The organism is Streptomyces sp. NPDC014891 (genome assembly GCF_043081085.1).
Classification (GTDB): domain Bacteria; phylum Actinomycetota; class Actinomycetes; order Streptomycetales; family Streptomycetaceae; genus Streptomyces.
Genome location: NZ_JBIBWF010000007.1, coordinates 365,953 through 384,850, shown reverse-complemented (window position 1 = coordinate 384,850; position 18,898 = coordinate 365,953). Strand labels below are relative to the sequence as shown.

The 18,898-nt window shown below is 73.7% G+C and carries 15 protein-coding genes; 9 read left to right on the top strand and 6 right to left on the bottom strand.

The window, feature by feature from the left end:
• Positions 1-91: 91 nt before the first annotated feature.
• The 5 genes from ACF09E_RS22425 to ACF09E_RS22405 all read left to right on the top strand — a co-directional run bounded on the left by ACF09E_RS22425 (position 92) and on the right by ACF09E_RS22405 (position 7,078).
• A complete protein-coding gene (locus ACF09E_RS22425; RefSeq protein WP_392206700.1) occupies positions 92-1,282 on the top strand; it encodes a sensor histidine kinase in 1,191 nt (396 codons plus the stop codon).
• Between the two features lie 326 nt (positions 1,283-1,608).
• Entirely contained in the window at positions 1,609-2,892 is a 1,284-nt protein-coding gene (locus ACF09E_RS22420; protein WP_392206699.1) for a sensor histidine kinase, read from the top strand.
• 208 nt (positions 2,893-3,100) lie between these two features.
• Positions 3,101-3,760 carry a LuxR C-terminal-related transcriptional regulator gene (locus tag ACF09E_RS22415; protein WP_392206698.1) on the top strand — a complete coding sequence of 220 codons (660 nt, stop codon included), beginning with the start codon at positions 3,101-3,103 and terminating at the stop codon, positions 3,758-3,760.
• A gap of 326 nt (positions 3,761-4,086) precedes the next feature.
• Complete coding sequence (locus tag ACF09E_RS22410; RefSeq protein WP_388792650.1) at positions 4,087-6,024, top strand: 2-oxoacid:acceptor oxidoreductase subunit alpha; 1,938 nt, start codon at positions 4,087-4,089, stop codon at positions 6,022-6,024.
• The gene (locus ACF09E_RS22405; protein WP_392206697.1) at positions 6,017-7,078 is read left to right on the top strand and encodes a 2-oxoacid:ferredoxin oxidoreductase subunit beta; all 1,062 of its coding nucleotides are present in this window, start codon (positions 6,017-6,019) and stop codon (positions 7,076-7,078) included. The genes ACF09E_RS22410 and ACF09E_RS22405 overlap by 8 nt, the downstream gene beginning before the upstream one ends.
• A gap of 51 nt (positions 7,079-7,129) precedes the next feature.
• Here the strand turns inward: ACF09E_RS22405 and ACF09E_RS22400 are convergent, their stop codons facing one another.
• The 4 genes from ACF09E_RS22400 to ACF09E_RS22385 all read right to left on the bottom strand — a co-directional run bounded on the left by ACF09E_RS22400 (position 7,130) and on the right by ACF09E_RS22385 (position 12,897).
• Positions 7,130-9,313: a bifunctional serine/threonine-protein kinase/ABC transporter substrate-binding protein gene (locus ACF09E_RS22400; protein WP_392206696.1), complete on the bottom strand. Its 2,184-nt coding sequence runs from the start codon at positions 9,311-9,313 to the stop codon at positions 7,130-7,132.
• Between the two features lie 3 nt (positions 9,314-9,316).
• Positions 9,317-11,554 carry a bifunctional serine/threonine-protein kinase/ABC transporter substrate-binding protein gene (locus tag ACF09E_RS22395; protein WP_392206695.1) on the bottom strand — a complete coding sequence of 746 codons (2,238 nt, stop codon included), beginning with the start codon at positions 11,552-11,554 and terminating at the stop codon, positions 9,317-9,319.
• The gene (locus tag ACF09E_RS22390) at positions 11,551-12,345 is read right to left on the bottom strand and encodes a hypothetical protein (protein WP_392206694.1); all 795 of its coding nucleotides are present in this window, start codon (positions 12,343-12,345) and stop codon (positions 11,551-11,553) included. The genes ACF09E_RS22395 and ACF09E_RS22390 overlap by 4 nt, the downstream gene beginning before the upstream one ends.
• Positions 12,346-12,480: 135 nt before the next feature.
• Positions 12,481-12,897 carry a winged helix-turn-helix transcriptional regulator gene (locus tag ACF09E_RS22385; RefSeq protein ID WP_392206693.1) on the bottom strand — a complete coding sequence of 139 codons (417 nt, stop codon included), beginning with the start codon at positions 12,895-12,897 and terminating at the stop codon, positions 12,481-12,483.
• Positions 12,898-12,994: 97 nt separating this feature from the next.
• Between ACF09E_RS22385 and ACF09E_RS22380 the strand changes: the two genes are divergently transcribed.
• A complete protein-coding gene (locus tag ACF09E_RS22380; RefSeq protein ID WP_392206692.1) occupies positions 12,995-13,867 on the top strand; it encodes an SDR family oxidoreductase in 873 nt (290 codons plus the stop codon).
• 105 nt (positions 13,868-13,972) lie between these two features.
• Positions 13,973-15,067, top strand: coding sequence for an EamA family transporter RarD (rarD, locus tag ACF09E_RS22375; RefSeq protein ID WP_392206691.1), 1,095 nt, complete (start codon positions 13,973-13,975; stop codon positions 15,065-15,067).
• 120 nt (positions 15,068-15,187) lie between these two features.
• Here rarD and ACF09E_RS22370 read toward each other — a convergent pair whose 3' ends face one another.
• A complete protein-coding gene (locus ACF09E_RS22370) occupies positions 15,188-16,594 on the bottom strand; it encodes an MFS transporter (RefSeq protein WP_392206690.1) in 1,407 nt (468 codons plus the stop codon).
• Between the two features lie 127 nt (positions 16,595-16,721).
• Between ACF09E_RS22370 and ACF09E_RS22365 the strand changes: the two genes are divergently transcribed.
• Complete coding sequence (locus ACF09E_RS22365; RefSeq protein WP_392206689.1) at positions 16,722-17,162, top strand: winged helix-turn-helix transcriptional regulator; 441 nt, start codon at positions 16,722-16,724, stop codon at positions 17,160-17,162.
• A 69-nt stretch (positions 17,163-17,231) separates the two neighbouring features.
• Positions 17,232-17,846, top strand: coding sequence for a DUF4291 domain-containing protein (locus ACF09E_RS22360; protein ID WP_392206688.1), 615 nt, complete (start codon positions 17,232-17,234; stop codon positions 17,844-17,846).
• 40 nt (positions 17,847-17,886) lie between these two features.
• Here the strand turns inward: ACF09E_RS22360 and ACF09E_RS22355 are convergent, their stop codons facing one another.
• On the bottom strand, positions 17,887-18,504 hold the full coding sequence (locus ACF09E_RS22355; RefSeq protein WP_392206687.1) for a GNAT family N-acetyltransferase: 618 nt from the start codon (positions 18,502-18,504) through the stop codon (positions 17,887-17,889).
• Positions 18,505-18,898: the final 394 nt, after the last annotated feature.

Here is an 18,898-nt window from a genome sequence, read left to right as displayed (position 1 = left end):
CCCCGGTACCGCTCCGGTGGGGATATCCCCCCGGCCGCCCACCCACCTCCCCCATGGCGTCGCCGGGTCCGCGACCGGCAGGCTGGGGCCCATGACCGCCGTTCTCGATCCCGCCGAGCCCTCCGGGGCCGCCGCCGCGCCGCCGCGCCCCCGTCCGCACCGCCGCACCGCCTACGGCAAGGAGACATGGAAGGAGATCGCCTTCCTCCTCTCGAACCTCTTCACCGCGCTGGCCGGTTTCGTCTACGCGGTCGTGAGCGTGGTCCTCGGCGTCGGGCTGTCCGTCACCGTCGTCGGGCTCCCGCTGCTCGCCCTCGGGCTCGGCGGCGCGCGTCTCCTCGGCCGGTCGGAGCGGGCCCGGGCCCGCGCGCTCCTCGGCGTCGCGATCGCCGAACCGTCCCCGCTGCCGTCGCGCGGCGGCTTCTTCGGCTGGCTGTGGAGCAGGCTGAAGGATCCGGTGGCCTGGCGGACGCAGTTGTACGGGCTGATTCGGCTGCCCTGGGGGATCGTGACGTTCACGGTCGCGCTCGTCTCCCTCTTCGTGCTGTGGCCGGTGCTGCCGTTCCTCGCGCGGGGCATGGCCGGAGCCGACCGGGGCATGGTCCGCGGCCTGCTCTCCCCCTCGGACGAGCTGGAGCGGCGGATCGCCGAGCTGGAGTCGGACCGCGGGGTCGTCGTCGACACCGCCGCGGCGGACCTGCGCCGCATCGAACGGGACCTGCACGACGGGGCGCAGGCCCGGCTCGTCGCGCTCGCGATGGGGCTCGGCCTGGCCAAGGAGAAGCTCCTCGACGACCCGGAGGCCGCGGCGGCGATGGTCGACGAGGCGCACGGCGAAGTGAAGCTCGCCCTCCAGGAACTGCGGGACCTGGCCCGGGGCATCCATCCGGCCGTCCTCACCGACCGCGGGCTGAGCGCCGCGCTGTCCTCGGTGTCGGCGCGCTGCACAGTGCCGGTGAAGGTGACGGTGGACCTGTCGGAGCGGCCGGCCGAGGCGATCGAGGGCATCGCCTACTTCACGGTGTCCGAGCTGCTCCAGAACGTCTCGAAGCACGCGCGGGCGCGGTCCGCGTCCGTGGAGGTGTGGCGGGCGGCGGACCGGCTGCTGCTCCAGGTGCGCGACGACGGGGCGGGCGGTGCCCGCTTCGACGGCGGCACGGGCCTGGCGGGCCTCGCGGAGCGGCTGGGCGCGGTGGACGGCCTGCTGGTCCTGGACTCGCCGGAGGGGGGCCCGACGACGGTCACGGCAGAACTGCCGTGGCGGTCCCGGCCGAAGCCGTGAGCCGTGGCGAAGGCGCCCGGGGTACGTAAGCGGCGCCCGGTGCGTAGGCGGCACCCGGCCGGGGTGCGTAAGCGGCACCCGGAGCGTAGGCGGCGCCCGAGTACGTAGAGGGCGCCCGGGGTGCCTGAGGGCCGGTGAGGAGCGACACGGTGTGTGTCCGCTCCCCACCGGCCCCTTCGCGCATCCGCCGTCCCCGTCCCCCCGGCCCGGGGTAGGGAAAACCCCCGCCCCCAGACGCCCACCCTCCTCATGGTCCCGGCGGGCCCGGCGCGGAAGGCTGGGACGCGTACCGACCGCCCCTCCCCCAGCAGAGAAGGACCCTCGCGATGGCCTCCCACCTCCCCGCCGCGATCCGCGCGCCGTTCGAGGGCCGCACGTGGCGTGCGCTGCTCCACGTGCTGGTCGGGCTGCCGCTGAGCGTCTGCTGGTTCGCGCTCTCGGTCGCGTTCGTCTCGGCCGGAGCCGGGCTGCTCGTCACCTTCCTCGGCGTGCCTATCCTGGCCGGGGCCCTCGCCATGTGCCGGGGCTTCGGCGTCGTCGAGCGGGCCCGGACGCGGGCCCTGCTGGGGGTCGAGGTGGGCGCGCCCGAACCGGTGCGGCCCCGGTCCGGCGGCGCGTTCTCCTGGATGGGGGCCGTGCTCAAGAGCGGATCGTCCTGGCGGCACCTGCTCTACGCGCTCGTGCACATGCCGTGGGCGATCGTCTCCTTCTCCGTGACCGTGGCCTTCTGGGGCTGGGGCTGGGGCCTCTTCACGTACCCGCTGTGGAGGTGGACCTTCCCCGCGTACCTCGGGCAGGACGGCATCCAGCTGTACGGCGACGGGACCCACCACCTGTACCTCGACTCGCCCTTCGAGGTCGCCGTCACGTGCCTGGCCGGGCTGCTCTTCGTGATGGCGGGCCCCTGGCTGCTGCGCGGGTTCGTCACGGTCGACCGGCTGCTGGTCACCGCGCTCCTCGGGCCCTCCCGGCTGGCCTCGCGCGTCACCGAGCTGGAGTCGGACCGGGGCGTGGTCGTCGACACCGCCTCGGCGGACCTGCGGCGCATCGAGCGCGAGCTGCACGACGGGGCGCAGGCCCGGCTCGCCGCGCTGGCCATGGACCTCGGCCTCGCGAAGGAGACGCTGGCCCGGGATCCGCAGGCCGCGGCGGTGCTCGTCGACGAGGCGCACGGCGAGGTGAAGCTCGCGCTCCAGGAGCTGCGGGACCTCGCGCGGGGCATCCATCCCGCGGTCCTCACCGACCGGGGTCTGGACGCGGCGCTGTCGGCGGTGGCCTCGCGGTGCGCGGTCCCGGTCTCGGTGGACGTGGACCTGCCGGCGCGGCCGGTGGCGGCGATCGAGGGCATCGCGTACTTCACCGTCTCCGAGCTGCTGCGGAACGTCACGGCGCACGCACGGGCGCGGCGGGCCTGGGTGGACGTGTGGCGGACGGGCGGTCGGCTGATGCTGCAGGTGCGGGACGACGGTGTCGGCGGGGCGCACGTGGTGACCGGGCGGAGCCTGGCCTCGCTCTCGGACCGGGTGGGCGCGGTCGACGGCGTGCTCGCGGTGGACTCGCCGGCGGGCGGGCCGACGACGGTGACGGTGGAGCTGCCCTGGCGGGCGTGAGCGGCGCGGCGGGGGCGGCGCCCCGGGGTCCTCGGATCCCGGGGCCCGGTCGTGTGCGCGGAGGACGCGGTGCCCGAGGTGACGGGCCTCCTGCCGGGAACGGGCACGAGGCGAGGCGACCCTGCGATGCTGGCCGAGTCACAGGAAGTATTCGGTCGGCGAGACGTGGGGGCTGTTGGGCGTGGGTGTGGATCAAGGGGTCGGGCGCGTGCGGGTGGTCATCGCGGAGGATTCGGTGCTGCTGCGGGAGGGGCTGACCCGGCTGCTCACCGACCTCGGGCACGAGGTGGTCGCGGGTGTGGGGGACGGTGAGGCGCTGGTCGAGACCGTGGCCGGGCTCGCCGACCAGGGCGCGCTGCCCGACGTGGTCGTGGCCGACGTGCGGATGCCGCCGACGCACACGGACGAGGGGGTCCGGGCGGCCGTGCGGCTGCGGAAGGAGCACCCGCGGCTCGGTGTGCTCGTGCTGTCGCAGTACGTGGAGGAGCAGTACGCCACCGAACTCCTGGCCGGTTCCAGCCGGGGCGTCGGCTACCTGCTGAAGGACCGGGTCGCCGAGGTCAGGGAGTTCGTGGACGCCGTGGTGCGGGTCGCCGGCGGCGGCACCGCGCTCGACCCGGAGGTCGTGCAGCAGTTGCTCGGCCGGAGCCGGCAGCAGGACGTGCTCGCGAACCTGACGCCGCGCGAGCGGGAGGTCCTCGGCCTGATGGCGGAGGGGCGGACCAACTCGGCGATCGCGAAGGCGCTGGTCGTGAGCGACGGCGCGGTGGAGAAGCACATCAGCAACATCTTCCTGAAGCTGGGCCTCTCGCCGAGTGACGGCGATCACCGGCGGGTACTGGCGGTGTTGACGTATCTGAAATCCTGATCATCTGACACCCTGTCAGTTATCGGGCGGACGGTCGGCCGGACTCCGCGCGCCGGAGGACGGCCGGCGACGGCCCTCCAGGGGGCCCGGAACCAGAGAATGAGGCGGAATCCGGCTTTCCGGAACACTCCGGGTGGCGACAGAACGTGATGATTCAGGGCAAGTGGGCGTCTCAAAAAGAGGTCCGAGATGCGAGAAGTCCCGGGAGGGCCCTCCCTGCCGTCGTAGGGTGGGCCCTGGGGACGGACGGTGATCGGCCGACCGCGCCCCGAGCCCTCTCCCGCCTCCGGCGGAGAGTCCCCTTGCCGCGAGGGAGGTCCAGTTCAGTGACCAGCCAGGTCAGTAGCGAGGCCGGTGAGGCCCTGCTCGGGGAGCAGCGCAGCGCCCCGGCGAAGCCGCACCACGGCACCGAGAAGGAAGTGCGCCGTCTCGACCGGGTGATCATCCGCTTCGCGGGTGACTCCGGGGACGGCATGCAGCTGACGGGTGACCGCTTCACCTCGGAGACGGCGTCCTTCGGGAACGACCTCTCCACGCTGCCGAACTTCCCGGCCGAGATCCGGGCACCCGCCGGAACCCTGCCGGGCGTCTCGTCCTTCCAGCTGCACTTCGCCGACCACGACATCCTGACGCCGGGCGACGCCCCGAACGTGCTGGTCGCGATGAACCCCGCCGCCCTCAGGGCCAACATCGGGGACGTGCCGCGCGGGGGCGAGATCATCGTCAACACCGACGAGTTCGCGAAGCGCGCCATGGCCAAGGTCGGCTACACGACCTCGCCCCTGGAGGACGGCTCGCTGGACGGCTACCGGGTCCACCCGGTGCCGCTGACCACGCTGACCGTCGAGGCGCTCAAGGACTTCGGCCTGTCCCGGAAGGAGGCCGAGCGCTCCAAGAACATGTTCGCACTCGGGCTGCTCTCCTGGATGTACCACCGTCCGACCGAGGGCACCGAGGCCTTCCTGCGGCAGAAGTTCGCGAAGAAGCCGCAGATCGCCGAGGCGAACGTCGCCGCCTTCCGGGCCGGCTGGAACTTCGGCGAGACCACCGAGGACTTCGCCGTCTCCTACGAGATCGCCCCCGCGACCCGGGCCTTCCCCACCGGCACCTACCGGAACATCTCGGGGAACCTGGCCCTCTCGTACGGTCTGGTCGCCGCCGCGCGCCAGGCGGACCTGCCGCTCTACCTGGGCTCCTACCCCATCACGCCCGCCTCGGACATCCTCCACGAGCTCAGCAGGCACAAGAACTTCGGCGTCCGCACCTTCCAGGCCGAGGACGAGATCGCCGGCATCGGCGCGGCCCTGGGGGCCGCGTTCGGCGGAGCGCTCGGCGTCACGACCACGTCGGGGCCCGGAGTGGCGCTCAAGTCCGAGACGATCGGCCTCGCGGTCTCCCTGGAGCTGCCGCTGCTGATCGTCGACATCCAGCGGGGCGGCCCGTCGACCGGGCTGCCCACCAAGACCGAGCAGGCCGACCTGCTCCAGGCGATGTACGGCCGCAACGGCGAGGCACCGGTCCCGATCGTCGCCCCGAAGACGCCCGCCGACTGCTTCGACGCGGCGATCGAGGCGGCCCGGATCGCCCTCGCGTACCGCACCCCGGTCTTCCTGCTCTCCGACGGTTACCTGGCCAACGGCTCGGAGCCCTGGCGGATCCCGGACGTCGACGAACTCCCCGACCTCCGGACGCAGTTCGCCACCGGGCCCAACCACGAGCTGGCCGACGGCACCGAGGTCTTCTGGCCGTACAAGCGCGATCCCGAGACCCTGGCCCGCCCCTGGGCCGTGCCCGGCACCCCCGGCCTCGAACACCGCATCGGCGGCATCGAGAAGCAGGCAGGCACCGGGAACATCTCGTACGACCCCGCCAACCACGAGTTCATGGTCCGCACCCGGCAGGCCAAGGTCGACGGCATCGACGTCCCCGACATCGAGGTCGACGACCCGGACGGCGCACGGACCCTGGTCCTCGGCTGGGGCTCCACCTACGGGCCGATCACGGCCGCGGTCCGCCGCATCCGCCGCGAGGACGGTCACATCGCCCAGGCCCACCTGCGGCACCTCAACCCCTTCCCGAAGAACCTCGGAGAGGTCCTGAAGCGGTACGACAAGGTCGTCGTGCCCGAGATGAACCTCGGGCAGCTCGCCACCCTCGTCCGGGCGAGGTACCTCGTCGACGCCCGCAGCCACACCCAGGTCAACGGCATGCCGTTCAAGGCCGAGCAGCTCGCCGCCGCTCTCAAGGAGGCCATCGATGAGTGAGCCCACGGAGACGCTGCTGAACCTGGTCCCCAAGGCCGAGGCGCAGCAGTCCATGAAGGACTTCAAGTCCGACCAGGAGGTGCGGTGGTGCCCCGGCTGCGGTGATTACGCGGTCCTGGCCGCCGTCCAGGGCTTCATGCCCGAGCTGGGCCTGGCGAAGGAGAACATCGTCTTCGTCTCCGGCATCGGCTGCTCCTCCCGCTTCCCGTACTACATGAACACCTACGGGATGCACTCGATCCACGGCCGCGCCCCGGCCATCGCCACCGGCCTCGCCACCTCCCGCCGCGACCTCTCCGTCTGGGTCGTCACGGGCGACGGCGACGCCCTCTCCATCGGCGGCAACCACCTGATCCACGCCCTCCGGCGGAACGTCAACCTCAAGATCCTGCTCTTCAACAATCGGATCTACGGGCTGACCAAGGGCCAGTACAGCCCCACCTCCGAGGTCGGCAAGATCACCAAGTCGACCCCGATGGGCTCCCTCGACTCCCCCTTCAACCCGGTGTCCCTCGCGCTCGGCGCGGAGGCCTCCTTCGTGGCCCGCACCGTCGACTCCGACCGCAAGCACCTCACCGAGGTCCTGCGGCAGGCCGCCGACCACGACGGCACGGCGCTCGTCGAGATCTACCAGAACTGCAACATCTTCAACGACGGCGCCTTCGAGGTCCTCAAGGACAAGGACCTGGCCCAGGAGGCGGTCATCCGCCTCGAACACGGGCAGCCGATCCGCTTCGGCGCCGACGGTGGCAAGGGCGTCGTCCGCGACCCGGCCACCGGCGACCTCCAGGTCGTCGCGGTCACCCCGGAGAACGAGTCGCGGATCCTGGTCCACGACGCCCGCGCGGCCACCCCCACCACGGCCTTCGCGCTGTCCCGCCTCGCCGACCCGGACACCCTCCACCAGACCCCCATCGGGGTGTTCCGGTCGGTGGAGCGCCCGGTGTACGACACCCTGATGGCGGACCAGCTGGAGACGGCCCTGGAGCGGCACGGCAAGGGCGACCTGAGCCAGCTGCTGGCGGGCAACGACACGTGGACGGTCGTCGGATAGCGCGCCCGCGCGAGGTCGGGGCCCGGTCCGTGCACACGGACCGGGCCCCTCTCACGTGCCCTTGCGCGCCGCCTCGTCGAACGAGCCGAGGAAGCGGGGCACCCCGCCCTTCACCTGCCACAGGAAGAGCCCGAGGAGGGCGGTCGGCGTGTCCTTGTTCGCCTGCGCCGAGTACGTCTTCACGAGTCCCTGGTACGGCGTCTGCGCCAGGCCGTTGCGGACGCCCGAGGTCACCGACTCGGCGTTGTTGGCGGCCGCCGCGCGCGTCGCCTGGAAGACCCAGTGGGCGAGGTCGTAGGCCTCCGTGGCGAACCGGTCGACGGGGGCCGTCCCCGCGAGTCCCCAGCGCTTCCGGTACGCGGCGGCGAACCGCTTCGCCTTCGGGAGCCCGTCGGGATCGGCGTAGCCCGTACCGAAGTACCAGCCCTCGGCGGCCGCTCCGGCGGCGGTGAGGAACTCCGGCCGGAGCACGTGCTCGACGCTGCCGCGGGGCCCCCGGTACCCCTGCTCGCGCAGCGCCCTGGCGCACAGCGCGGCCCGGCGCGGTGACGACCCCACGTACATGACGCCCTGCGGGTCGGTCGCGAGCGCGGCGCGCACGGCGGGGCCGAAGTCCTCGTCGTCCGCCTCGACCCCGTGCACGGTCACGGTCCCGCCCTGATCCCCCGACGGCGGGTACCGCCTCAGGTTCCCGGCGGCGAACCAGCTGTACTCGCCCGCGTCCCGGTCCTCGACGACGGCGGTCCGCACCGCGCCGTGCTCGGTCAGATAGCGGCTGAAGGGCACCGTCATCAGGTCGTGGACGCTGCGCGGCTGGAAGTAGGTGGTCCGGGTCTCCTGTCCCTTCATCTGCCCCGCCGGGACGTCGGCGACCACGCTCGCCAGCGGCACCCCGCGCGCGGTCAGTTCGTCGCCCGCCGCGACGGCGGTCGGCGTGAGCGTCGGCCCCAGGACCCCGACGAGACCGGGGACCTTCGCCAGGGCGAGCGCAGCGGCCCTGGCCCGGTCCGGCTCGCCGCCGTCGTCCTCGACCCGCAGGCGCACGTCGAAGGGCCGGTCGGGGCGGGCGTTGAACTCCTCCACGGCCAGCCGGATCCCGCGCTCCTGCCCCCGGCCGTCCGTCCTGCTGGGGCCGCTGAGATCCGTGAGGACACCGATCGTGTACGTGTCGAGCGGGGCGCCGCCCGTCCCTCCCCTACCCGCTCCCGTCCCGCCCGGTGCGCGGCTCAGCAGCCAGGCGGTCAGCCCGCCGGCCCCCGCCACGGCGGCGGCCGAGCCCGCCACCAGGACACGGCGGCGCGACGGCCCCCGGGGCTCCGGGGCCACCAGCACGGTCGGCTCGGCGACGGGCAGGTCGAGGACCTGTGAGGAGCGCTGGGCGATGAGCGCGGGCAGCCCGGGCGGCAGCCAGTCCCCGGCCGGACCGTCCGCGCCGCCCAGCGCGGCCCGCACCTCGGCCGCCGCGGGCCGGTCCGCCGGGTCCTTGGCGAGGCAGGCGGCGACCAGCGGAAGCAGTACGGCGGGCACCCCGTCGAGCGCGGGCGCCTCGTGGACGGTGCGGTAGACCACGGCCGCCACCCCGCCCGTGCCGAAGGGCCGTTCCCCGGTCAGCGTGTACGCGAGGACGCAGCCCAGCGAGAAGACGTCACTGGCGGGGCCGACCTCGGCGGCGCCCGCGGCCCTCGCCTGCTCCGGGGCGAGGAAGCCGGGGGTGCCGATCATCGCGTCGGTGGCCGTCAGGGCGGTCGCCCCGGCGGACCGGGCGATGCCGAAGTCGATGAGCCGGGGCCCGTCGAGGGCGAGCAGGACGTTGCCCGGCTTGACGTCCCGGTGGACGAGCCCGGCCCCGTGCATGTCGGCGAGCGCGGACGCCAGCCGGGCCCCCAGGGCGCGTACCGTCGCCTCGGGCAGGGCGCCGTGCAGCGCGACCGCCTCGGCGAGCGAGGGCCCGGGCACGTACTCGGTGGCCAGCCACGGCTCCCGGGCCTCCGGGTCGGATCCGAGGACCCGGACGACCCACCGGCCGGTGATCCGCTCGGCGGCCCGCGCCTCGCGGCGGAACCGCTCGCGGAAGCCGGGGTCGGCGGCGTGCTCGGCCCGGATGAGCTTGAGCGCGGCGAGCCCCCCGCCGGCGGTACGGGCGAGGTAGACCACGCCCATGCCGCCGGCGCCGAGCCGCCCGAGGAGGCGGTAGCCGGCGAGCGTCGACGGGTCGGCCTTCCGGAGCGGCTGCACGGGTCAGGCCTTCGTGTCGTTCTCGGGCTTCGCGGGCAGCAGGGGCGCGGCGCCGATCGGCTTGTACGCGCCGTTCTGCACCCCGTAGACGAAGGTGCCCCCGATCCCCAGGTCGCCGAACTCGTTGAAGTGGTAACCGCCCATCACCCCGGTGTACTTCTGCTTGCGCAGCGCCGCCCACAGGCCCTTGCGGGCCGGCTTGCCGGACGCCTTCGCCCGGGCCGCGAGCTCCTTGACCGTCATGGTGACGACGTCGTACGACTCGCCCGCGTAGTACGCGGGGGGCGTCCCGAACCGCTTGCGGTGGGCGGCGACGAAGGGCGCGGCCGTCTTCTCCGCGGTGGGGTCGACGACCGGCGCGCACACGAACCAGCCCTCGGCGGCGGTCCCGGCCCGGCGGAGGAACTCCTGGCCGAAGACGGCCTGGCCGGTGAACCGCGGTCCGGTGAAACCGAGTTCGGCGAGCGCACGGGCGGCGTGGACGGCGGTCTCGGTGATTCCGCAGTGGACGTAGGCGTCGATGCCGGCGCCGACCATCTCGCCGAGCACCCTGCGGTACGCGGCAGCGTCGGCGCGGGCCGGGACGACCCGGAAGTGCGGGGCGATGCCGGCCTGCCCGAAGCCGAAGCGCACGCCGCCGGTGGACTGCCAGCTGTAGTGGTCCTCCGTGCGGTCCTCCAGGACTCCGGGGCGCCGGATGCCGGGCAGCTGCGTGACCGCGAAGGAGAGGTAGGTGCCCGCGCTGATGTGGTTCGGGATGGGGCGCAGGACCGTCTCGTTCTGGGCGCCACCCGCCCGCAGGGTGAGCAGGTTGTAGCCGGCCGAGACGGTGATCAGCGGGATACCGGCCTCCTCGAACGCGGGGATGACGGCCTGGGCGACGGCGTCGGTGGTGGGACCGAGGACGGCGAGGACGCCCGGGTCGGTGGTGAGCGCCTGGGCGCTCACCAGGGCGCGGCCCGCGTCGCCCCGGTCGTCGACGACCTTCAGACCGAGCGTGAAGGGCTTGTCCTTGCGGGCGTTGAACTGCTCCACGGCCAGGCGCGCGCCGCGCTCCTGGGCACGGCCGATGTCCTTGGCCGCGCCGGACAGGTCCGCGAGGACGCCGATGCTCCAGGCCGGGCGGGGCGGGACGGTCTTCCCGGCACCCTTGCCGTCGGTGCCTTCCTCGCCGCGCCCCGCCCAGACGGCGGCCGCGCCGCCGCCGACGGCCAGGACCGCGGCGCCCGAGGCGAGCAGAAGGAAGCCGCGCCGGCTCTTCCCGGGGGCGGCCGGGGCGGTGTCGCCACCCGTCTCGGTGACGTCGATCTCGGGCAGGGCGAGCATCCGCGCGGAGCGTTCGGCGATGGTCCGGACGACGGGGGCGGGGAGCCAGCCGGCGCCGTCACCGGGGCTGTCCTCGACGAGCCGGACGCCGATCGCGGCGGCGGTGGGGCGGTCCGCCGGGTCCTTGGCCAGGCAGGCCCGGACGAGGTCGAGCAGCCCGTCGGGGACGCCGGCGAGGTCGGGTTCGTCGTGGACGGTCCGGTACATGAGGGCGTCCACGGCGCCGGTGCCGAAGGGCGGGCGGGCGGTCGCCGCGTACGCGAGGAGGCAGCCGAGGGCGAAGACGTCGGCGGGCGGTCCGATGGCGTCGACGCGGGCCTCGGCCTGCTCGGGTGCGAGGAAGCCGGGGGTGCCGACGACCATGTCGGTGGCGGTGAGGGCGGTCTCGCCGGTGGCGCGGGCGATGCCGAAGTCGATGAGCCGGGGTCCGTCGACGGCGAGCAGGACGTTGCCCGGCTTGACGTCGCGGTGGACGAGTCCGGCCGCGTGCACGGCGGCGAGGGCGCGGGCGACGGCCCAGCCGAGGTGGCGGACGCTGTGCTCGGGCAGCGGGCCGTGTGCGGTGACGGCCTCGCCGAGGGAGGGTCCGGCGACGAAGGCGGTGGCCATCCACGGTTCGGGCGCGTCGGGGTCGGCGCCGGTGACGGGCACGGCCCAGGGGCTGGAGACCCGGCGGGCGGCCTCGACCTCGCGGCGGAAGCGGGCCCGGAAGTCGGGCTGGTCGGCCTGGTCGGCGTGGGTGACCTTGACGGCGGCGAGCTCACCCGCGGCGGTGCGGCCGAGGTAGACGACGCCCATGCCGCCGGCGCCGAGGCGGCCGAGGAGCCGGTAGCCGGCGAGGGCGGACGGGTCGGAGGGCAGCAGCGGCTGGAGGGCGCCGGGCTCGGGGCGGGGCCGCGGGGCGGTGGGGCTCACGACTGGACCTCCAGTTCGTCCTTGACGCGATCGAGCATCGTGACGAGTGCGCGGACCTGTGCCTGGCTCGTGCCGGTGGTCCCTCCGTCGTTCAACTCGCTGTATCCGGGGGCGCCCTTGACGACGGCGGCGACGGTGACCTGTCCGATCCGGGACTGGTACCAGCTGTAGAACTGCTCGCCCTTCACCGCGTCGTCGAGGTAGGTGCCGCCTTCGCGGAGGGAGTCGTCCGCGGTGGCGTTGCCCCCGACTCCGAAGGGGTTGCCGAGGGACATGAGTCCGGTGATCCGTTCGCCGTCGCGCAGCTTCTGGTCGGGGCAGCGCAGCGCCTCTTCGAGGGTCGAGGCCATCTCCCAGTCGGCGTCGGACTCGGTGCGGTGGACGGTGACGGTGGCGGCGACCCGCAGGACGCCCTTGCCGTCGACGGCGGGGAGTTCGCTGTAGGCCGTGACGCTGGCGAGGACGTCGGCGGGCCGGGTGCCGGTCTCCCAGGAGCAGGTGGCACCGAGGACGGGCCAGTAGTCCGGGTCGCTGAGGTGCGGGGTGCGCTCGACGTAGCCCGGGGCCCAGGCGTCGGGCCCGGCGACGGCGGCCAGGGCCAGGCGCCGGGCCTCCGCCTCGGTCTTGGGCGCCCGCTTCGGGTCGGGGGTGAAGTCGAGTTCGGTCGGGGTGGGCGAGGGGGTGGGTGCGGTGGTCGGGGCCTTGGTCGGGGCCGCCGCCGTGGTGCTCCCGCCTCGCTTGCCGTCGGGTTTCTCGCCGCTGCCGCAGCCGGCCGCCATCAGTCCGCCCACCAGTACGACACAGCAGGCACGCCACAGTCTTCGGTCCCCGTACGACACAGATCCCCCACGGTCCCTCACGGATTCCCCCACGAACGGTGAGCAGATCGTACGGCCCGGGACCGACAACTCGCGCCGTCTACAACATCATTGGGACCTGTTTGTGGCGCTCTCGCGACGAGCGGCGTCGTAGCGGAGGCGGGCCGCCTCGACCTCCGGGACCCGGCGTTCGGTCCAGCGGGCCAGCTCCCGGACCCGGCCTGCGGCCTCCTCGCCGAGGGCGGTGAGGCTGTAGTCGACGCGGGGCGGGATGACGGGCTTGGCGTCGCGGTGGACGAAGCCGTCCCGCTCCAGGGTCTGGAGCGTCTGCGTGAGCATCTTCTCGCTGACCCCGCCGACCCTGCGGCGCAGCTCGCTGAAGCGATAGGAGCGCTCGCTCAGCGCGATGAGGATGAGGACCCCCCAGCGGCTGGTGACGTGCTCCAGGACGAGCCGCGAGGGGCACATGGTGCCGTCGGCCTCGGCCAGCAGGCTGCGGATCTCCGGTGCCTCACTTACTCCCATGCCAGTACCTTACTTCAAAGTGGGTACTTTCGAAAGGTTAGCGCCAGACGTACGGTGAGTGCATCGCCCACCGCACCCCACCGAAGAAGGACCCGCCATGAGCATCGTCGTCACCGGAGCCACCGGCCGGCTCGGCCGCCTCGTCATCGACGCCCTCCTCGCCGACCCCGCCGTCGCCGCCGGCTCCGTCGCCGCCGTCGTCCGCGACAAGGAGAAGGCCGCCGACCTCGCCGAGCGCGGCATCGAGCTGCGCATCGCCGACTACAGCAGGCCGGAGACCCTCGCCGGAGCCTTCGCGGCCGGCGACCGGGTGCTGCTGATCTCGGGCAGCGAGGTCGGGCAGCGCGTCGCCCAGCACACCGCCGTGGTCGACGCCGCCAAGGCGGCGGGCGTGGCCCAGCTCGCGTACACCGGCGTCCTCGGCGGCGACGGGGCCGACTTCGACCTGGCCGCCGAGCACAAGGCCACCGAGCGGCTGATCCGCGACTCCGGAGTGCCGTACACCTTCCTCCGCAACGGCTGGTACACCGAGAACTACACCGAGAACCTCGCCCCCGTCCTCGCCCACGGCGCCGTCGTCGCCAACGCCGGCGAGGGCCGGATCGCCTCCGCCGCCCGCGCCGACTACGCCGCCGCCGCTGCCGCCGTCCTCACCGGCCCCGCCGGGGAGCACCTGGGCCGCACGTACGAGCTGAGCGGCGACACCGCCTGGACCCTCGCGGAGTACGCGGCCGAGGTCTCCGCCCGGACCGGCCGCGAGATCGTCTACCGCGCCGTGCCCGCCGAGGCCCACCTCGCGATCCTCACCGGAGCGGGCGTCCCGGCCCCCTTCGCCGAGATCCTGGTCGACGTCGACCGGGCGGCCGAGCACGGCGCCCTCGCCCTGCGGACCGGGGACCTGGCCCGCCTGATCGGCCGCCCGACCACCCCGATCGCCGTGACGATCGCCGCGGCCCTGGACGCCTCCTGAACCCCGCCTCCACCCCGTCATGACCGTATTGCGGTACGGGCATGACAATCCGCCCCGTGCGGCGCTACCTTCGACAGGACAGCGCGGCACAGGGCGGGAGGTCCGGTGAAGACGGAGAACGAGGAAAGAGCAGGACTGCTCTACGGGATCGGCGCCTACGGCATGTGGGGGCTGGTCCCGCTCTTCTGGCCGCTCCTCAAGCCCGCCGGATCGGTCGAGATCCTCGCCCACCGGATGGTCTGGTCCCTGGTCTTCATCGGAATCGCGCTCCTCGCGGTGCGCCGCTGGGGCTGGATCGGCGAACTCGTCCGCAGCCCGCGCAGGCTCGGCCTGATCACGGTCGCCGCCGCCGTGATCACCGTGAACTGGGCCCTCTACATCTGGTCGGTCAACACGGGCCACGTCGTCGAGGCCTCCCTCGGCTACTTCATCAACCCGCTCGTCACCATCGCCCTCGGCGTCCTGGTCCTCCAGGAGCGGCTGCGCCCCGCGCAGTGGGCGGCGGTCGGCATCGGCTTCGCGGCCGTCCTGGTCCTGGCGATCGGATACGGGCAGCCGCCCTGGATCTCCCTGATCCTCGCCTTCTCCTTCGCCGTGTACGGCCTGGTGAAGAAGAAGGTCAACCTCGGCGGCCTGGAGTCGCTCGCCGCGGAGACCGCCGTCCAGTTCCTGCCGGCGCTCGGCTACCTCGTCTGGCTCGGCACCCAGGGCACCCTCGCCTTCGGCTCGCACGGCGCGGGCCACACCGCCCTGCTCGCCGCCACCGGCATCGTCACCGCGGTGCCGCTCGTCTGCTTCGGGGCGGCCGCCATCCGCGTACCGCTCTCGACGCTCGGCCTCCTCCAGTACCTGGCGCCGACCCTCCAGTTCCTGCTCGGAGTCCTCTACTTCCACGAGGAGATGCCGCCGGAACGCTGGGCGGGCTTCTCCCTGGTGTGGCTGGCACTGACCCTCCTCACCTGGGACGCCCTGCGCACGGCCCGCCGGAGCAGGGCGGCGATGGAGGCCGCGAGGGCGATCGCGGAGGCGGCGGCCGCGGAGGCCGCGGGGGAGACCGGGGGCGCGCCTGCCGGGGAGACGCCCGTAGGGGGCGCGGCCGCCGGAGACACGCGCGCCGTAGACGCGACCGCCGGGGACGCGGGTGCCAGGGGCACGGCAGCCGGGAGCACGGCCCCCGCACCGGCCCGCCAGGCGCCGTGACGACGGGCCGCACTGCGGTGCAGGGCCACCGGGCGTCCGAGGGCCCCGGGCTCCCGGAGGGCGTCTCCGGGAGCCCGGGGCCGGGCGTCGGCCGGGCCGAGAAGGGCCCGCCGGGAGCCCTCAGACCGTGACCCTGGTGGCGGCGTCCGGCAGGTCCGCGGCCGGCTCCACCGGGCCGGCCCGGCGGGCGCCCAGCCCCGTCGCGGTGACCACCGCGCCGAGCGCGACCATCGCCAGCGGGACGACCAGCGCCGCCCGGAAGCCGTCGAGACCGCCGCCGGAGAGCCCGTACACCGCCGTCACCGCCGCGATGCCGACCGCCGAGCCGAACTGCGTCGCCGTGGTGAGGAGCCCGCTCGCGAGCCCCTGCTCCTCCTCCGCGATCCCCTCCGTACCGGCGATGGTGAGCGGACCGTAGGCGAGGGCGAAGGCGAGGCCGGTCAGGAGGAGCGTCGGGAACATCGCCGCGTACGACCAGTCCGGGCCGACCGGCAGGAACAGCGCGTACGAACCGACGGCGAGGACGAAGCCGCCGAGGATCACCTTCGCGTTGCCGAACCGGGCCACCAGGCGCGGGGTCAGCGTCGGCGCGAGGACCGCGTCGACCCCCATGACCAGGAGGGCGAGCGCCGTCTGGAGGGACGACCAGCCGCGCAGCTCCTGGAGGTAGAGCGTGGCCATGAACTGGAAGCCGAAGAAGGAGCCGACGAAGAGCAGGGCGCCGAGGTCCGCGCGGATCAGCGAGGCCCTGCGGAGGATCCCGAGCCGGACGAGCGGGCGGGCGGTCCGCCGCTCGACGGCGACGAAGGCTCCGGCGAGGACGAGTCCGGCGGCGACCGCGGCGGCGGTGATCTGCCACCCCTCGAAGCCGTGCTCCAGGCGGACGACGCCGTACGCGAGGAGGAGCATGGCCCCGGCGGCGGTGAGCGCGCCGCCGAGGTCGAAGCCGCCCTTCGCCGGGGTGGGGCGGGGCTCCTTCGGGACGAGCCGGAGCGCGGCCACCAGGATGGCGGCGGCCAGCAGGACCGGGGCGAAGAACACCCAGCGCCAGCCGAGCTGGGTGAGCAGTCCGCCGATCACGAGCCCGAGGGAGAAGCCGCCCGCGGCGGTGCCGGCGAAGACCAGCAGGGCCTGGTTGCGCTGCGGGCCCTCCGCGTACGAGGTGGTGATGATCGACAGGGCCGCCGGGGTCATGAACGCGGCGGCGACGCCGGTCACGAAGCGGGCGACGATCAGGGTCCAGCCCTCCTCGGCGAGGCCGCCGAGGCCGGAGAAGACCAGGAAGACGGCGAGCCAGCCGAGGAACATCCGGCGCCGCCCGAGGAGGTCGGCGGCGCGCCCGCCGAGCAGGGTGAAGCCGGCGTAGCCGAGGACGTAGGCGGACATGACCCAGGCGGCGGTGCCGGTGTCGAGACCCAGGTCGGCACGGATGGTGGGGACGGCGACGGCCAACATGGCGACGTCGATGCCTTCGAGGAAGATCGTCCCGCAGAGGACGAGGAGCAGGCTCCAGGCACGGATGGACACGGCTGCCTCCAGGGCAGGGATCGGGGACGCGGGAAGGGCTCAACAGGCACGTGGATCCGGCCGGTTACCGACGTGGGGGTCGGTTCCCTCTTGTAACCACCTGCATCCTGCGGGACCATCTGGTGCCATGGAAGAAGGCACTTCGAAGTCACCGAGTCACTGCGCGGGAACCTACGGGGACGGCGGGGACCCGGACCCGTTCCAGTGGGACACCAGGGAGGACTGCGAGGTACGGCAGATCCTCGACCGGGTGGCCGACAAGTGGTCCCTCCTCGTCATCGCCCTGCTCGACCGGCGGGTGCTGCGCTTCACGGAGCTCAAGCGCGAGATCGACGGCGTCAGCCAGCGCATGCTGACCGTGACCCTGCGTCAGCTGGAGCGGGACGGCCTGGTCAAGCGCACGGTCCACCCGGTCGTACCACCCCGGGTCGAGTACGAACTGACAGCCCTGGGCGGCACCTTGCACACCACCATCCGCTCCCTCGTCACCTGGACCGAGGAGCACCAGAACGAGATCGCGGCGGCGCGGGAGGAGTACGACGCGCGGGAGGCGGCGCCGGTGGCCTGAACGGCACGGGTACCACGGGCCGCCGGGAAACCGGTGGCCCTCCCCCGGCCCGTGGCCCATCCTGGGCCCATGGAAGAACCGAGGTCGGCCACCGACGAGCCGATGCACCGCGTCCGCGCCCTCCACACCGACCGCACCGTCACCGTCTACCAGGCGTACCCGCCCTCGATCGGCCTGCCCGCGGCCCGCGAAGGGCGATTTCCAGCCGCCTGGAAACGGGACCGGATGACCTGGATCAAGCCCTCGTTCCTGTGGATGATGTACCGCTCGGGCTGGGGCGCCAAGGAGGGCCAGGAGACCGTCCTCGCCGTGGAGATCACCCGCGAGGGCTTCGAATGGGCCCTGCGGAACGCCTGCCTGTCCCACTACGAGCGAGGGCTCCACCCCGACCACGAGGCCTGGCGGAGCCGGTTGAGGCAGGCGCCGGCGCGCGTCCAGTGGGACCCGGAGCGCGATCCGCACCTCCGGGCGCTCCCCCACCGCTCGCTCCAGCTCGGCCTGTCGGGCGAGGCGTCCCGCCGGTACGCGGACGAGTGGACGGTGTCCGTACGGGACGTGACCCCGCTCGCGCACCGGGTCCGCGACCTGGTCCGCGCCGGCGACCTGCCGGCGGCCCGGAACCTGCTCCCGCACGAGCCGCCGTACCCGGAACCCGCGGGCCTGCTGGACCACCTGCGCGCCTGAGCGGCCCGCGGCCGCCGCCCGTTCGCCTCCCCGGGAGCTGTCAGCCCCCGGACGGGTCGCGGGGCGCGCGCCGCATGGCCCAGAGGGTGGGGCCGCCGCCGGGGAGGGAGGCCTCGCCGAGGACGACGAAGCCGAAGTGCTCGTAGACGGGGAGGTTGTCCGGCTTGGAGGACTCCAGGTAGACGGGGAGGCCGGCCGCGTCGGCCCGGGCGAGACCAGAACGCAGCAGCGCGGAGCCGTGCCCCCGGCCGCGGGCGGCCGGGTCGGCGCCGATGACGGCGAGGTACCAGTGGGGCTCCGGAGGGGTGTGGGCGGCCGCGGCCTCGACGGCCTCACGGAAGAGGCCGGCGCGGTCGCCGAGGATCTCCTGGAGCTCCCGCACGGTGTCGGCGTCGGGGACGGCCTTGTCCTGCCCCTCGGGCGACACCCAGAACGCGGCGGCGGAGTCGGTGCGCTCGCAGACTCCGTACGGACCGTACTGGCGGGTGAAGAGGGTGGTGAAGTACCGCCCGAGCCCGGCCTCGCGCGAGGCGTCGTCGGGGAAGAACCAGCGCATCATCGGGTCGTCGCCGAAGGCCCTCGCCAGGACGCCGCCGATCATCGGGGCGTCGTCGGTCACGGCCGTCTTCGGAAGGTTCGAGTGAGGCATACAGGTCATTCTGCACCTTGATGATCTTGAACGGTGAGGGGGGTGCGTCCGGGTGCACCCACGGGCGCACCTCCCCGGACAGCACGAACTTCGATACCTGGCGCGCTCTCGGCATGCCTCGCGCCTCGCGCCTCGCGCGTGACGCGTGAACTGGGTGGACGGATCCACGCGGTAGCGGAGCGCAAGGCGGCGCAAGTCCGCGGCTCGCACCTCTGGGCTCGATCCGGACCGCGCCCGGTGAGCAGGAGCCCCCAAGGCACGAGCGGTGGGCCGGGTTCGCGGGCTTCTGGTGGGACCGCCCTCTTTCCGAGAGTCGCTCCTTCCGGCGGTGCGTCAAGGGCGCTCCTTCGTCGCGTCGCTACGCGATGGGCTGCGCCCACCCTTGACCCACCACCTCCAGGAG